Annotated in this window: 15 protein-coding genes; 11 read left to right on the top strand and 4 right to left on the bottom strand. The window is 70.5% G+C overall.

Annotation, left to right across the window (positions count from 1 at the left end; genetic code table 11):
* Positions 1–143: 143 nt before the first annotated feature.
* The 3 genes from OG700_RS12030 to OG700_RS12020 all read left to right on the top strand — a co-directional run bounded on the left by OG700_RS12030 (position 144) and on the right by OG700_RS12020 (position 1,355).
* Positions 144–494 carry a hypothetical protein gene (locus OG700_RS12030; RefSeq protein WP_405612649.1) on the top strand — a complete coding sequence of 117 codons (351 nt, stop codon included), beginning with the start codon at positions 144–146 and terminating at the stop codon, positions 492–494.
* Positions 495–666: 172 nt separating this feature from the next.
* Complete coding sequence (locus tag OG700_RS12025) at positions 667–1,035, top strand: WhiB family transcriptional regulator (RefSeq protein ID WP_405612646.1); 369 nt, start codon at positions 667–669, stop codon at positions 1,033–1,035.
* Entirely contained in the window at positions 1,032–1,355 is a 324-nt protein-coding gene (locus OG700_RS12020) for a hypothetical protein (RefSeq protein ID WP_405612643.1), read from the top strand. The genes OG700_RS12025 and OG700_RS12020 overlap by 4 nt, the downstream gene beginning before the upstream one ends.
* A 372-nt stretch (positions 1,356–1,727) precedes the next feature.
* Here the strand turns inward: OG700_RS12020 and OG700_RS12015 are convergent, their stop codons facing one another.
* On the bottom strand, positions 1,728–3,122 hold the full coding sequence (locus OG700_RS12015; protein ID WP_405612641.1) for an ABC1 kinase family protein: 1,395 nt from the start codon (positions 3,120–3,122) through the stop codon (positions 1,728–1,730).
* A 41-nt stretch (positions 3,123–3,163) separates the two neighbouring features.
* Positions 3,164–4,429, bottom strand: coding sequence for a TOMM precursor leader peptide-binding protein (locus OG700_RS12010; protein WP_405612639.1), 1,266 nt, complete (start codon positions 4,427–4,429; stop codon positions 3,164–3,166).
* A 186-nt stretch (positions 4,430–4,615) separates the two neighbouring features.
* Between OG700_RS12010 and OG700_RS12005 the strand changes: the two genes are divergently transcribed.
* From OG700_RS12005 to OG700_RS11990, 4 genes are all read left to right on the top strand, one after another.
* The gene (locus OG700_RS12005; RefSeq protein ID WP_405612637.1) at positions 4,616–5,239 is read left to right on the top strand and encodes a M48 family metallopeptidase; all 624 of its coding nucleotides are present in this window, start codon (positions 4,616–4,618) and stop codon (positions 5,237–5,239) included.
* A 113-nt stretch (positions 5,240–5,352) separates the two neighbouring features.
* The gene (locus OG700_RS12000; RefSeq protein WP_405612634.1) at positions 5,353–6,999 is read left to right on the top strand and encodes a TerD family protein; all 1,647 of its coding nucleotides are present in this window, start codon (positions 5,353–5,355) and stop codon (positions 6,997–6,999) included.
* A 13-nt stretch (positions 7,000–7,012) separates the two neighbouring features.
* Positions 7,013–7,693: an AIM24 family protein gene (locus OG700_RS11995; protein ID WP_405612632.1), complete on the top strand. Its 681-nt coding sequence runs from the start codon at positions 7,013–7,015 to the stop codon at positions 7,691–7,693.
* A gap of 15 nt (positions 7,694–7,708) precedes the next feature.
* Positions 7,709–8,473 (top strand): AIM24 family protein, encoded by a 765-nt coding sequence (locus tag OG700_RS11990; RefSeq protein WP_405612630.1) that lies wholly within the window; start codon positions 7,709–7,711, stop codon positions 8,471–8,473.
* 89 nt (positions 8,474–8,562) lie between these two features.
* Here OG700_RS11990 and OG700_RS11985 read toward each other — a convergent pair whose 3' ends face one another.
* Together OG700_RS11985 and OG700_RS11980 are read right to left on the bottom strand one after the other, a co-directional pair.
* Positions 8,563–9,120, bottom strand: coding sequence for an NUDIX hydrolase (locus tag OG700_RS11985; protein WP_405612628.1), 558 nt, complete (start codon positions 9,118–9,120; stop codon positions 8,563–8,565).
* Positions 9,117–10,610 (bottom strand): zinc-dependent metalloprotease, encoded by a 1,494-nt coding sequence (locus OG700_RS11980; RefSeq protein ID WP_405612626.1) that lies wholly within the window; start codon positions 10,608–10,610, stop codon positions 9,117–9,119. The genes OG700_RS11985 and OG700_RS11980 overlap by 4 nt, the downstream gene beginning before the upstream one ends.
* Positions 10,611–10,803: 193 nt before the next feature.
* On the opposite strand from OG700_RS11980, the gene OG700_RS11975 reads away from it, so the two are divergent.
* The 4 genes from OG700_RS11975 (at position 10,804) to OG700_RS11960 (ending at position 14,070) form a co-directional block, all read left to right on the top strand.
* A complete protein-coding gene (locus OG700_RS11975) occupies positions 10,804–11,916 on the top strand; it encodes an SDR family oxidoreductase (RefSeq protein WP_405612624.1) in 1,113 nt (370 codons plus the stop codon).
* A gap of 144 nt (positions 11,917–12,060) precedes the next feature.
* The gene (locus tag OG700_RS11970) at positions 12,061–12,522 is read left to right on the top strand and encodes a molybdenum cofactor biosynthesis protein MoaE (protein WP_405612621.1); all 462 of its coding nucleotides are present in this window, start codon (positions 12,061–12,063) and stop codon (positions 12,520–12,522) included.
* A 143-nt stretch (positions 12,523–12,665) separates the two neighbouring features.
* Positions 12,666–12,839, top strand: a complete 174-nt coding sequence (locus OG700_RS11965; RefSeq protein WP_405612619.1) for a hypothetical protein — start codon at positions 12,666–12,668, stop codon at positions 12,837–12,839.
* Between the two features lie 139 nt (positions 12,840–12,978).
* Positions 12,979–14,070 carry a PDZ domain-containing protein gene (locus OG700_RS11960; protein WP_405612617.1) on the top strand — a complete coding sequence of 364 codons (1,092 nt, stop codon included), beginning with the start codon at positions 12,979–12,981 and terminating at the stop codon, positions 14,068–14,070.
* Positions 14,071–14,145 lie beyond the last annotated feature (75 nt).

Below are 14,145 nucleotides of genomic sequence, written 5' to 3'. Positions count from 1 at the left end.
GAAAAAATAGTTTGCGCCCGCCCCGCGACTCACCATAGGTTCTTAACCATCGGGAACAGCGGGCTTCTCCGAAGCCCTGTCCCCGTGCTCTACTTGTCCGAAGTGGTATCCGGATTTCGATACGCCGAGAGGAGGCGATTCCAGTGATCAGCATCATCAGCAAGTTCGTCAGCACCGCCAAAATGACCGATCCCTCGGTCGTCTCCGCCTGCGCGTTCGACGTATCGCTCTCCGGCCTGCTCGCCACTGAGGGAACTCCGTTCAGCGTCGCCACCGGTCTGCCGTGCTTCAACACCGGCCGGATCAACCCCGTGGCGGTTCCCGCCAAGGGCGGCAATGAGCGACCGAGCAAGGCACTGGCGGCAGAACTAGCGGCAGCAGAGGCCACGGCCTATGCGTTCGCGGCAGCCGGTGCCGAAGCGAAGCAGCAGACGAAGCAGCACCACACGATGTGGGCCTTCCGTGGGCCTGAACCCTGGAGTGATCCAGCCTGATTCACGATCAGGCCGGCGCCTTCAGGGCCGCGGAACCCCACCCGGGATCCGCGGCCCTTCTGTTTTTCCCGAACGGGACAGGCGGAGCGAAGGGGCCTCGGGAAGAGCACCACCCGGTACCAGCCGACACCCGGCCAACAGGTCGGACCGACCAGACGAGGAAGACACCACCGTGCAACTCGAAGCGCACGCCCCGTCCGTACCGCCTTCCGAAACGATCACCCCGCAATGCCGCACGGAGGACTCCACCTTGACCCCGCTCACGGCGCTCACCGCGCTCGACGACGCCATCGAGAACCTCGGCGTACCCGTTCCCTGCCGTGCCTACGACCCGGAGGTCTTCTTCGCGGAGTCCCCGGCCGACGTCGAGTACGCCAAGTCGCTCTGTCGCACCTGCCCGCTGATGGAGGCCTGCCTCGCCGGCGCCAAGGAGCGGCGTGAGCCGTGGGGTGTCTGGGGCGGCGAGCTCTTCATCCAGGGCGTGGTCGTTGCCCGCAAGCGGCCCCGTGGCCGTCCGCGCAAGAACCCGGTCGCGGCATGAACGCCACCGGAACCATCGACCGCCCTTTCACGCACGATCCCAAGAAGCAGGCCCTCATGACCTCTTCCCTGCGAGAGCCGTCCGGCTCCGCCATTTCAGCTGTCAGTACCACCGGCGCGAGCGACTCGCGTCAGAACAGGACCCGCGAGATGCAACTCATCCCAGAAGCCATGGCACGCGCGCATATGACCGAGCGCCTGCGTGAAGCCGACGCGGAACGCCAGGCCGTGCGCCTGGTCGCCGCTCGGCGGATGCAGCGCCGCGCCGAGCGCGTGTCGATGCGGGCCCGCCGCGCGCTGGCCATGGCGGTCATGAACTGACCACCACCGGCCGGCAGCGACAACGCCACAAGCCGTAGGTGCCTCTGACGCGGGGGCCGGTCCTCAAGGACCGGCCCCCGCGGTGCGTTCTCCGGCCGCGTCTGTCCTCAATTGCCGGACGGGCTGCGTGCCTTGTCCTCATACGCCGGACGGGCTCGACAAGCCCGTCCAGCGCATGAGGCCGAACCTCGGACGCCCTAGGTCCTGTCCGGCGGGTCTTCGGGGGGTCCGGGTCGCCTGGCACGGCGCCTCGCTTCGTTGTCGGCGTTTTCGAAGGCATCCGAGTACGTCCAGTACGAGGCCGATCCTCCGCCTTGCGACGCACCGCACCGGACGCCCCGGGCCGATCCCCGAAGATCCAAACGAGAGGCCCTAGGCGCCCGCCTCGGCCTCGGTCTCCTCCTCGTACGCGTACTCCTCCGGGAGGAAGCCGGGCAGCCACTCCTCCAGCTCCTCGCGGAGCCGCACCGTGGCGTTCAGCTGGCACAGCACACCGATCGTGCTGAGCGTGACGCGATGTATCAGCAGATACGCGGGCGGCAGATTCAACTGCTTCCCCAACTGGTGGGCCGGGGAACGCGGGTCGCCGATCCGGGCCGCCTGGTTGCGCATCCAGCCACGGCTGAAGGTGAACTCGTCCGCCTCCGCCGGCTCGATGATCGGCACCAGATACTCCAGCACCGCGTCCGGGTCGAGATCGATCGACTCCTTGACGAACCCCTCCGTGCACAGCAGTTCGTACACCGCCTCGGCGTCGCCCTCCAGCGTCAGCCGCAGCGACTCACCGATCGTCTCGGGCAGTCCGCCCGGCAGCCGGTCCACGGTGCCGAAGTCCAGCACACCGAGCCGCAGTTCACCCTCGGCCGCCATACCGTCCTCCCCGGCGCCGGCGGGCGGCAGCAGCCGGAAGTTGCCCGGATGAGGGTCCGCGTGCAGCAGCCCCGTACGGGCCGGGCCCGAGAAGAGGAAGCGCGCCAGCAACTGGCCCGCGCGGTCGCGCTGCTCGTCGGTGCCGTCGGCGATCACGTCGGCCATCGGCATGCCGTCGATCCACTCCGTGACCAGCACCTGGTCACACTGGTGCACCACATCGGGCACCACCACATCGGGATCGTCCGCGAACTCCGCCGCGTGCTCCCGCTGGGCCCGCGCCTCCAACTCGTAGTCCAGCTCCTCCGACACCCGGTCGCGCAACTCGGTGATCAGGGGCTTGACGTCCATGCCCGGGATCAGCGGCCCCAGCAGCCGGGCGAACCGGCTCAGCTGGGCCAGATCGGACAGCAGCGCCTCGCCGGCGCCCGGGTACTGGACCTTGACGGCCACATCCCGCCCGTCGTGCCACACCGCCCGGTGCACCTGGCCGATCGAGGCGGCGGCCGACGGCTTCTCCTGGAACTCCAGGAACAGCTCTCGCCACTCCTCACCGAGCCGCTCAGCCAGTACCTTGTGCACCGTGCTGGTCGGCATCGGCGGGGCCGCCTCCTGGAGCTTGGTGAGCGCCGCCCGATAGGGCCCCGCCACCTCCTCGGGCAGCGCGGACTCGAAGACGGACAGCGCCTGGCCGAACTTCATGGCCCCGCCCTTGAGCTCGCCGAGGACCTTGAAGAGCTGGTCCGCCGTGCGCTGCTGGAGCTCCCGGCCCACGATCTCCGCGGACTTGCCGCCGATCCGCTTACCCAGACCCCAAGTGGCACGACCGGCGAAGCCCAGTGGCAGCGCGGCCAACTTGGCAGTTCGGGTGACCGCCTTCCGGGGAAGATCAGACATACGCCCCTCCAATTCCCAGACAGCCGAGCCGCCTACGGCGGTTATCCCACCATTGTGTCGTGCGGCGTGCCGGGCACGGTCATCCCCTCTCCCTCCGATTCTCCGGCGGCCCCGCAGCGGCAGGCGGGATGCGGCACGAACCGCTCCGAACGCCAGTCGAGCAGGGGCAGCGTGATCTCCCAGCGCGCACCGGTGCTCGCCGGCAGCTCCCCGTCCAGGAAGGACAGCGCGTGGGCGGCGGTGAGACCGGCCACGGTGGTGGCGAGCCCCAGGTCACAGGCCGGTGTGACCGACGCCCTGCGCCCCGACCGCCACTGCGCCAACATGAGGGGCCACCCCGGCTCCCGGCTGATCCGCTCCTCCGTCAGACAGCCCGCGCACGCTGTGGCGCCCGGCAGCACCAGTGGACCCACCACACCCGTGGCCTCGACAACTCCCGCGTAAAGATGGGGAGTCCCGGTGGCGATCCAGCGCTCGGCGGACGCCGGGTCCGGGGCGTAGGCCGCGAGCCCGTCCCGTGGGGCGACGATCACCAGCGACAGACCCGCCCCGCCACCGCTCGCCGTCGCCGCACGCTCGTCGGCGCGGTCGGGCCGCCCGGTCCCTCTCCCGACCGTCGGCGGCCCGTCCGCGACCCCCCTCTCCGCCCCGCCCGGACCGGACACCGTCGCGTCGGCCGCCGCCCGGGGGCCCGGCGCCGCTCTGACAGATCGGCCGGGTGCCGAGCGCCGCACCAGATGCCGGGCCGCCGCGTCCCTGCGCTCACCGACCGACTCCGCGGGCAGTCCGCCCGGCGCCACGTCCCACGCCTGGGTGAGCCCGCTGTCCAGCACATCCACCCGGCCCACCCCGGAGGCCGAGAGCACCGAGGCGACGGCCGCGCCGACACGACCCGCCCCGCGCACCTGGACGCGCATGGTGCGCCGAGCCGCCAGCCGCTCCATCGCCGCGCCCGGCTCCCGGTGAATGACGGACAGCGACGCCAGATCCGCCCGCAACCGGTCGAGCTCGACCTTTCGATTCCGTAACGCTTCGGCGGCCCGCCCGCCCGCCGTGCTGTCGTCGAGCAGCCCGGCCGCCGCGAGCCGGTCCACCAGCGCGTCCGCCTTGCCGTCCGGCAACCCCATCGTCCGCGCCTCCTCCCGCAGCAGCACAAGCCCTCGCGTGCCGTCGAGCAGGTCGAGAAAACTGCCCGTGGCCGTATCGACCGGGCCCACCACCACCGCGTGCGCGGGTGTGATTCCGAACTGCACGGTCTGCCGCTCCCGCCAAGCCCGGCGCAGCGCGGGTTTCACCATTGGATGCATTTGCGTCTCCCCCGTGATGCCTGATGTCCGATCCGATTCCAGAATGCAGGGAACCGGTGAGAGGTGCGAAGAGTTATCCACAAGCGTGGGGAATTAGTCGTTCAAATGACGGGTGTATGGAGTGGACCAAGATCGAAAGGTCCCCGTGACGGGACTTCCCCCACTGACAGCGGGTAACGTCGAAGCGTGTCCGCCGACCCTTCCCCTCGCGTTGCGGGGGAATCCCCACCGCACAGCGCCGGAAGCGAAGAGCGCGGCGTGACCGGCCGCCCGCAGCGCGGCCCGGCGACGAGCGCCGTCGAAGTCCGCAGGAGCGCCCGGCGCAACAGGACGGTCTCGGCCTACCGCGAGGGCGACCGCACCATCGTGCTCATTCCCGCCCGGATGTCGGAGGCCGAGGAGCGCCGCTGGGTCACCGTAATGCTCGACAAACTCGCGGCGCAGGAGAGCAAGCGCGTCCTGCGTGACAGCGATCTGGCCGAGCGCGCCAAACGGCTGTCCGAGCAGTATTTCGAGGGCCGGGCCCGCCCCGCGTCCGTCCGCTGGGTCACCAACCAGAACACCCGCTGGGGCTCCTGCACCCCGGCCGAGGGCAGTATCCGCCTGTCGCACCGGCTCCAGGGCATGCCCGAGTACGTCGTCGACTACGTGCTCGTACACGAACTCGCCCATCTGCTCGTGCCGGGACACGGCCCGCGTTTCTGGGAGCTGCTGGAGGCGTATCCACGCACCGAACGGGCCCGCGGCTACCTCGAAGGTGTCGTCGCCGCCGAGCGGCTGCCGCAGCTGCCCGCCGCTCCCGGAGAGTGACGGCACTCTCTCGGTGATCGTGTACCGAACGTGTACCGACTTGGCTCATTGCCGGACTTAACCGTTAGCCTGACGCGACGTGTTCAGCTCGGGATGGGGGACGGTCGTTACGCATGGCCAGGGAATTCCAACGCGGCCACAAGGCCAAGATCAGTGACCTCACGCAGGGTACGGATCTGTACGTAGGTGTGCAGATCGCGGCACCCGGCTTGACGTTCGACATCAGCTGTTTCGGCCTCGACGCCAATGAACAGCTCTCGGACGACCGGTATTTCATCTTCTTCAATCAGCCGAAGTCCCCTGAGGAATCAGTCCAGTTGCTGGGCGCGCAGTCGGGGGACACCGAGTCATTCCGCGTCACCCTCGACCGCATTCCGGCGAACATCCACCGGCTCTCCTTCACCGCCACCATCGACGGCGCCGGACAGATGTCCCAAGTCGGCCCCGGATACATCCGGATAGTGGCCGGCGGCGAAGAAGTCGTCCGATACGCGTTCAACGGCTCCGAGTTCAGCACCGAGCGCGCGGTGATGCTCGGAGACTTCTATCTGAAGGACGTCTGGCGGTTCGCCGCCGTCGGCCAGGGCTTCGACGGCGGTCTCGACGCACTGCTGAAGAACTTCGGCGGCGAAGTTGCCGAGGAGGAGCCCGCCGCGGCCCCGCCGCCCGCCGGTGGAGCCGTCCCGTCGTTCGCCCCGCCGCCCGGCGGCGCCGCGCCCGCTCCGTCCTTCGGAGCCCCGGCCGCGCCACCAGCCCCGCAGCCGCCTCCGTCGTTCGGTGCGCCGCCGCCGCCGCCGGCTCCGGCCCCGCCACCGGCCCCTGACCCGATGCACGGCGCGCCCACCGTCGCCGCGCCGATGGCACCGGCGCCCGCGCCGTCGCCGTACGCGCAGCCGCCCGGCCGGCCGCAGGCGCCGCAGCCCCCGCAGTTCGGCCAGATCCCCGGCCAGCCTCCGGGCCAGACCCCCGGCCAGTTCCCCGGTCAGGGACAGCCGCCCGGCGCGCCCTCGCCCTCGGCGTACGGGCAGTCGGTGCCGCCTCCGTACGGAAGCCAGGGAGCACCACCCCCCGGCATCCCGCAAGCGAGCCAGCAGGGCGGCGCGGGCCTTCAGGCGGCGCTCCAGCCGTACCGTGAGGCGGCCACCGGCCAGCGCTGGACCCCGCAGAACCAGCAGCTCATGCGGGTCGACCTCGCCATGGGCGGCACCCCCGTCCTGGCCCGCCAGGGCAGCATGGTCATGTATCAGGGCAAGGTCGACTTCGGCTACAAGAGCGCCGGCTTCGCGGGCCGCATCGTCGGGAACGCGACCGGGCAGGAAATGCAGCTGATGCGCTGCTCCGGCCGCGGCCAGGTGTTCCTCGCCGAGGAGGGCGCGCATCTGCACCCGATCGAACTCCAGGGTGACGGAATCTGCGTCTCCGCGGAGAACGTCCTCGCCTTCGACGAGTCCCTTCAGTACGAGGTCCGCCGCATCGAGGGCCACGGCATCCCCGGTGGAGCCCTGTTCACCATGCAGTTCCAGGGCACCGGCACCGTCGTCGTGAAGACCCACGGTGTCCCGGTCGTCCTGCCGGTCACGCCCACGACCTTCGCCGACTGCAACGCCGTCGTCGCCTGGTCGGCCGCGTCCCAGGTGATCCTCTCCAGCCAGGTCCGGCTGCGCCGCAACGCGTATCCGGGGCACAGCGGAGAGACCGTGAACCTCCAGTTCCGGGGAGCTCCCGGCAACTTCATCGTCGTCCAGCCGTACGAGGTCTGAGGGAGCCCGGCACATGAACCAGCAACTCGCGGGCTTCGCCCCGACCCCCGTCACGGCCCGGATGGAGAATCACGGCCGCACCATGCTCAAGGTCGCCATGACCAGTGGGCAGGACCTCTACGCGCGCACCGGCTCGATGGTCGCGTACGAGGGCTTCGTGCAATACGAGCCCAATCCGCCCGCCGCGCGCCAGATCGCCGGCCAGTGGGTGACGGGCGAAGGCGCACCGATCATGAAGTGCGCCGGAGACGGCCTGCTCTACCTCGCCGACTACGGCGCCGACATCGTCGTCATCAACCTCGACAACGACTCGCTCTCGGTCAACGGCACCAACCTGCTGGCCTTCGACGCGCACCTCCAGTGGGGCGTCGAGAAGGTGAAGGGGCTGGCCAAGTTCGCCGGACAGGGCCTGTGGAACGTCACGGTCGCCGGGACCGGCTGGGTCGCGCTGACCTCGCGCGGCACGCCGACCGTCGTCGACTGCGGCCGTGGCGAGGACGAGACATACGTCGACCCCGACGCCCTTGTGGCCTGGTCACCCGGGCTCAAGGTGAAGGGCAAGCGGAGCTTCAAGGCCTCGTCGCTCATCGGGCGGGGCAGCGGGGAGGCCTACCAGATGGCCTTCTCGGGCCAGGGCCTCGTCGTCGTACAACCGAGCGAGGACAGCACCGACCGCCTGCGGATCCGGGGCTGAGGGGAGGAGAACAGCATGCAGAGCCCGCTTTTCGGACACGCGGAAACGCAGTCCCAGGACCGCTATGTCGTGCAGAACCCGCAACTGCTGCGGGTCGCGCTCACCGGCCACGACGACGTCCTCGCCCGTAAGGGCGCGATGGTCGCCTACCAGGGACTCATCGACTTCGACGGTGAGTACCAGTCCCAGGGCCAGCGGCGCGCCAGGGCGAACACCGGCGAGGGCCTCGACCTGATGCGCTGCTCGGGTCAGGGCACCGTCTACTTCGCCAACCTCGCGCAGTACGTGCACGTCGTGGATGTCGACCAGGAGGGCATGACCGTCGACAGCGCCTATGTCCTGGCGCTCGACTCCACGCTGCACACCGAGGTCATCGCGGTGGACAGCCAGTACGGCATCTCAGGCTCCGGCAAGTACCAGCTCAACATCTCGGGCCGGGGCAAGGTCGCCCTGATGACATCCGGGCAGCCGCTGATGATGCACGTGACGCCGGACAAATACGTCAGCGTCGACGCCGACGCGATCGTGGCGTGGTCCTCCGCGCTGCGGGTGCAGATGCAGGCGCAGACACACTCCTCGGGCATACGGCGCCGCCGCGGCAACACGGGCGAGGGCTGGGATCTCAGCTTCCTCGGCCAGGGCTTCGCGCTTGTGCAGCCCAGCGAGGTCATGCCCCCGCAGAACGCGGAGATCGGGCAGGGCGCGCTCGCGCAGTTCGGCGTGGGCCAGCAGGGCGCCCAGGGGCAGAACCAGAACAACGCCTGGAACAGCCGCGGCTGACAACTCGGCCGGTCTCTCCGGTCCTTCGGGGGCGGTCTCCTCGGAGGCCGCCCCCGCCGGGTCGAGCCGGTTGAGAGCGCCGCGCGGCCTCAGCCGTGCACCCGCGCCGACAGCGCGGCGCGCGTACGGTCCAGGAGGCGTACGACCGATCCGTCGGCGACCGCCGCCACCTCCTCGTACGCGAACCAGCGCAGATCCAGCGACTCCTCGCTGATCTCCTCGACCGCGCCGACCGGCGCCAGAGCCGCGTACTGGACATCCAGATGCCAGTGACAGGGCGCCGGAATCGCGTGCCGGTCGAGCTGTACGGGCGGCCCCCCGCCCGCCAGCAGCGTCAGTCCCGGGATCCCGGACTCCTCCGTGGCCTCGCGCAGCGCCGCGTCCGCGAGCGAACCGTCCCCCGGCTCGCAGTGCCCGCCCATCTGAAGCCACTTGCCCAGCTTCTTGTGGAGGGTGAGCAGGACACGGCTCCGCTCTGGGTCGATCACCAGGGCGCTGGCCGTGACATGCCCGGTCTCACAGGATTTCCACATCCCGTCCGGACGGGCCGCCAAGTGCGCCAGATAGATCCGCCGCAGCTCGTGCTGCCCGTCGTCCTGCCCGTCGTACGTCTCCAGTACGCGGACGGCGTCGTCGTGCAGGCTCACTTGGCGCCGTCGTCCTTGCCCTCGTCGTCACCCTTGCCCGGGTCGCCCTCGGCGCCCTCGCTGCCTGGGTCGGTGTCCTTCTCCAGCTTCGGCTTGCCGCCCGCCGCCTCTCCGAGCATCTTGTCCAGCTCGGAGAAGTCCGCGTGCTCGTGGTGCACGAAGCCGTCCGGGTCGTCCAGGTCCGAGGCCGTCGGCAGCATGTCCGGGTGCTCCCACAGCCCGTCGCGGCCGTCCACGCCCCGCGCGTCCGTGAGCGAGGCCCAGAGCCGGGAGGCGTCCCGCAGGCGCCTGGGGCGCAGCTGAAGGCCGATGAGGGTGGCGAAGGTCTGCTCGGCCGGGCCGCCCGAAGCGCGCCGCCTGCGCAGCGTCTCGCGCAGCGCGTCCGCCGACGTCAGCCGGGTCTTGGCGGCCTCGTGCACCACCGCGTCCACCCAGCCCTCGACCAGCGCGAGCGCGGTCTCCAGGCGGGCCAGGGCGGCCTTCTGCTCGACCGTGTCCTCCGGCTGGAACATGCCCTGCTGAAGTGCTTCCTGAAGCTGCTCGGGGTTGGACGGGTCGAGCTGGCTGACGGCGTCCTCCAGCTTGGAGGCGTCGACCTTGATGCCCCGGGCGTAGCCCTCGACGGCGCCGAACAGATGCGACCGCAGCCACGGCACATGGGCGAAGAGCCGCTGGTGGGCGGCCTCGCGCAGGGCCAGATACAGCCGGACCTCGTCCTGCGGAACGCCGAGATCCTTACCGAAGGTCGCGATGTTCAGCGGGAGTAGCGCGGCCTTGCCGGCCGGTCCCAGCGGCAGCCCGATGTCGGTCGAACCGACCACCTCGCCCGCCAGCACGCCCACGGCCTGCCCGATCTGCTGGCCGAACATGGCGCCGCCCATGGAGCGCATCATGCCGATCAGCGGGCCCGCCATGGCCTGCATCTCCTCCGGCAGCACGTCACTCATCGCCGCGCCCACCCGCTCGGCCACCGGGTCGACGAGCTGCTGCCAGGCGGGGAGCGTCGCCTCGACCCACTCGGCGCGGCTCCACGCCACGGTCGATCCCGCGCCGGACGGCAGGGACGTCACGCCGTCCAGCCAGACGTCGGCCAGCCGCACGGCCTCCTCGACCGCGATCCGCTCGCCGGGGCTCACGCTGGCGTCCTTCGTGCCGTCGGGCGTGCCCTGCGCGACCGTCTGGCGGGCGATCTGCTTGGCCATGTCCCAGTTCACGGGACCGCCCTCGTAGCTCAGCATCTGGCCGAGCTGCTGGAAGGCCGCGCCCAGGTCGTTCGGGTTCATCGACCCGAACATGGCGGCGAACGGGTTGTCCCCGCCGGGACCACCGGGACCGCCCGGGCCGCCGGGCAGGCCGAACCCCGAGAAGGGGTTTCCCCCTCCGCCCCGGCCGCCGGCACCCTGACCACCTCCGGTGGGGTCGTTCTTCTTGCCGTCGCCGTCCTCTGGCTCCTCCGGCGGAAGGCCGAATCCGAATGGGGTGTCACTCACGGGTTTCCTCGGCTCGTAGGGCCGCCGGCTTATCCGCCGACGGCGACTGCCCGACAACACCACCCAGCGTAGACATCCGAGGCCGCATCCGGGCTCGGTGCTCCGCCAACGCTTGGCCTGCGGCAGGATGGACGCCACCTGGTACGTACGTGTCATACACGTCCGTACTGAAGACAACCGCTGGAGACGCCCGGTGAGTTCCCCAGATCCGCAGGTTCGCGCAGCGCGAAACCGCTCAACCTCGACATCGCCACGCGGCCCCGTCGTCGCGGTCACCGGAGCCGCCTCGGGCGTCGGAGACCTGCTCACCCGGCGCCTGGCGGCATCCGAGGAGATCAAGCAGGTCGTCGCGATCGACGAGCGCCGCGGGGAGGTGACCGAGGCGCAGTGGCACATCCTCGACGTACGGGACCCGGCCATCGCCGAGAAACTGCGCGGCGCGGACGTGGTGGTGCACCTGGCGCTCGACCTGGACCTGGAGCGGGACGCGGCGGCCCGTACGGCCTACAACGTCCGCGGCACCCAGACCGTGCTCACCGCCGCCGCGGCGGCGGGCGTGCACCGGGTCGTCCTGTGCACGTCGGCCATGGTCTACGGGGCGCTGCCCGACAACGACATCCCTCTGTCGGAGGACGCCGAACTGCGGGCCACCGCGGAGGCCACCGGCGTCGGCGACCTGCTGGAGATCGAGCGGCTCGGCCGCCGGGCGCCCCGCGCGCACCCCGGCCTGAACGTCACGGTCGTACGGCCCGCCGTCCTCGTCGGCGGCACGGACACCGCCCTGACCCGCTACTTCGAGTCGCCCCGGCTGCTGGTCGTGACGGGCTCCCGGCCCACCTGGCAGTTCTGCCACGTCGACGACCTGGTCAGCGCCCTGGAGTACGCCGCGCTGGAGAAGGTCGACGGCGAGTTCGCGGTCGGCTGCGACGGCTGGCTCGAACAGGAGGAGATCGAGGAGCTGAGCGGCATCCGCCGCATGGAGCTGCCGTCCGCCGTCGCCCTGGGCGCCGCCGCCAGGCTGCACCGGATCGGCCTCACGCCGTCCCCGGCAGGCGACCTCGCCTACACGATGCATCCCTGGGTGGTCAGCGTCAGCCGGCTGCACGACGCCGGCTGGCGGCCCCGGTGGACCAACGAGGAAGTCCTCGGCGCGCTCCTCGAAGAGGTGGAGGGCCGTCACACCGTCGCGGGCCGCCGTCTCGGCCGTAAGGACGCCACGGCCGCCGGCGCCGCCGGTGCGACGGTCGCCCTGCTCGGCGCGGCGGCGGTGGTACGGCGGGCCCGTAAGGCGCGCCGACGCCTCTAGCCAGCGGCCCCGCCCGTCCGCCCTCGCCTCCGTGGGAGGCCGCTCAGCAGGAGGCCGCTCGGTAGAACGCTCCAAGCGGGCGGCCCGAGCGCCGGTCGAACGCGCCATTACGTGATGCCGGTGCCGTACGGCACGATGGGGCGCATGGCACGCATCGAGGCGCACCCGGGCGAGCGGGCGGCACAGGACCCCGTCCGGCTGCTGGCGATACGCGACACCCCGCTGTCCGTCGACGAGATCTTCCGGGCCGTCGGGGACGACGCGGCGGGCGGCACCGCCCTGTTCGTCGGGACGGTCCGGAACCACGACGGGGGCTCCGATGTCGACACCCTCGGATACTCCTGTCACCCGTCCGCCGAGGCCGAGCTGCGCCGGGTGGCCGAGAAGGTGGTCGCCGACTTCCCCGTCCGCGCACTGGCGGCCGTCCACCGTGTGGGTGACCTCGCCGTCGGAGATCTGGCGGTCGTCGTCGCCGTCTCCTGTCCGCACCGCGCGGAGGCCTTCGAGGCCTGCCGCAGGCTGATCGACGACCTCAAGCACGAGGTGCCGATCTGGAAGCGCCAGACATTCTCCGACGGTACGGAGGAATGGGTCGGGGCCTGCTGACACCCCTCCCGGACTTCCCTGTCGCCCTCCGTTCCCATGTGGTCCGATTTGCGTAACCGCACCCCTGCCCGGAGCGTTGAAGCAGCAGATGACTAATCTGCTGATCAGTCGGTTCGCACACATACATAGGTAAGGAGGTCGGGATGGCCGCGCTTGCCTGGTTGCTGATTCCGCTCTTCGCCGCGGTCGGCGCGGCGATATGGGGAAGTTGGGTTTCGAGGAACCGAACCACCGGAGACATAGCCGAGCTCGCCGGCTACGCGCGTTTCCGGGACGCGATGTCGAAGTCCCACCCCGGCACGACGGACGCTGCCTGAGGCGCCCCCGCCCGCACCCTCCGTCGGCCCGGCCGAGCTCCTCCCGGCCCGCCCCGTCCGGCCACGCGCCGGGGCCAAGTCGCCCCGTACGGACCGGCCCCGGGGGTGCACTGACAGACCCTTCCCGTACTGTCGTTCCATGCCACGCCGCACCGCGACGATGCTCGCCTCCACCCTCGTCCTCATCGCGCTGCTCTGTGCGGGAGTCTTCATCCCCGTTCCGTACGCGGAAATGAGTCCCGGCCCGACGGTGAACACACTGGGCGACGCGAATGGCGAGCCGGTGCTCCACATTCCCGACCGGAAGACCTATCCCACGACGGGTCATCTCAATATGACGACCGTCAGGGTCACCGGCGCGGATTACAAGATGAATGTGGTCGAGGCGGTCTACGGCTGGTTGTCGCACGACAACATCGTGGTGCCCCACAACACCCTCTATCCGGACGGCAAGACGGAAGAGCAGTCCACGCAGGAGAACGCCGAGGAGTTCAGCCAGTCCCAGGAGAGCGCGAAGGTCGCGGCCCTGAAGGAGGAGAACATCCCCGTCACGTCGCGGGTCGTCGTCGCCGCGGTGTTCAAGGACGGCCCCTCCGACGGCACGCTGCACGCCGGTGACGTCATCAAGGCGGTCGACGGCACGAGCGTCAAGGCGCCGCGGGACGTCGGCGACATCGTCACCAAGCGCGAGCCGGGCGAGGACGTCGTCTTCACGATCGTTCCGGCCAAGGTCGCGCAGGCGGCCGAGAAGGCCGGCAAGGAGCCCGAGGGTTCCGAGAAGATCACGGTCAAGACGGAGAAGTCGGACGAGGACAAGGACCGGGCCGTCGTCGGGATCCAGGCAGGGCCGGACCACACGTTCCCGTTCGAGATCGACATCAAGCTGGCCGATGTGGGCGGACCGAGCGCGGGTCTGATGTTCGCGCTCGGGATCATCGACAAGATCACACCCGGCGATCTGACGGGCGGCGAGTTCATCGCCGGCACCGGCACGATCGACGACAACGGGACGGTCGGCCCGATCGGCGGTATCGGGATGAAGCTCGTCGGCGCGCGGGACGCGGGTGCGCGGTACTTCCTGACGCCGGACGACAACTGTGCGTCGGCCGCCTCGGACATTCCGGACGGTCTCACCCTGGTCCGGGTCAAGACCATCAAGGACGCGACGGCTTCCCTGAAGAAGATCAAGAGCGGGGACACGGCGGGACTGCCGAGCTGCTCGGCCGGCTGACCGAGGCCGGCCGAACCGGGTCCGCCCGATGGGCGTTCGCCGGACGGGCCGGGAGGTCGCTCACGGGCTTGACCG

This window comes from Streptomyces sp. NBC_01508, assembly GCF_045040315.1.
GTDB lineage: Bacteria > Actinomycetota > Actinomycetes > Streptomycetales > Streptomycetaceae > Streptomyces.
This window is presented reverse-complemented; position numbering and strand designations above follow the sequence as displayed.

Bases quoted from the DNA above. Each gene is read 5' to 3' on its own strand.
- OG700_RS11965 (WP_405612619.1), top strand. From the start codon at position 12,666: ATGGCCGCGCTTGCCTGGTTGCTGATTCCGCTCTTCGCCGCGGTCGGC.
- OG700_RS11995 (WP_405612632.1), top strand. From the start codon at position 7,013: ATGAACCAGCAACTCGCGGGCTTCGCCCCGACCCCCGTCACGGCCCGG.
- OG700_RS12015 (WP_405612641.1), bottom strand. From the start codon at position 3,122: ATGTCTGATCTTCCCCGGAAGGCGGTCACCCGAACTGCCAAGTTGGCC.
- OG700_RS12020 (WP_405612643.1), top strand. From the start codon at position 1,032: ATGAACGCCACCGGAACCATCGACCGCCCTTTCACGCACGATCCCAAG.
- OG700_RS11990 (WP_405612630.1), top strand. From the start codon at position 7,709: ATGCAGAGCCCGCTTTTCGGACACGCGGAAACGCAGTCCCAGGACCGC.
- OG700_RS12000 (WP_405612634.1), top strand. From the start codon at position 5,353: ATGGCCAGGGAATTCCAACGCGGCCACAAGGCCAAGATCAGTGACCTC.
- OG700_RS11970 (WP_405612621.1), top strand. From the start codon at position 12,061: ATGGCACGCATCGAGGCGCACCCGGGCGAGCGGGCGGCACAGGACCCC.
- OG700_RS11960 (WP_405612617.1), top strand. From the start codon at position 12,979: ATGCCACGCCGCACCGCGACGATGCTCGCCTCCACCCTCGTCCTCATC.
- OG700_RS12010 (WP_405612639.1), bottom strand. From the start codon at position 4,429: ATGCATCCAATGGTGAAACCCGCGCTGCGCCGGGCTTGGCGGGAGCGG.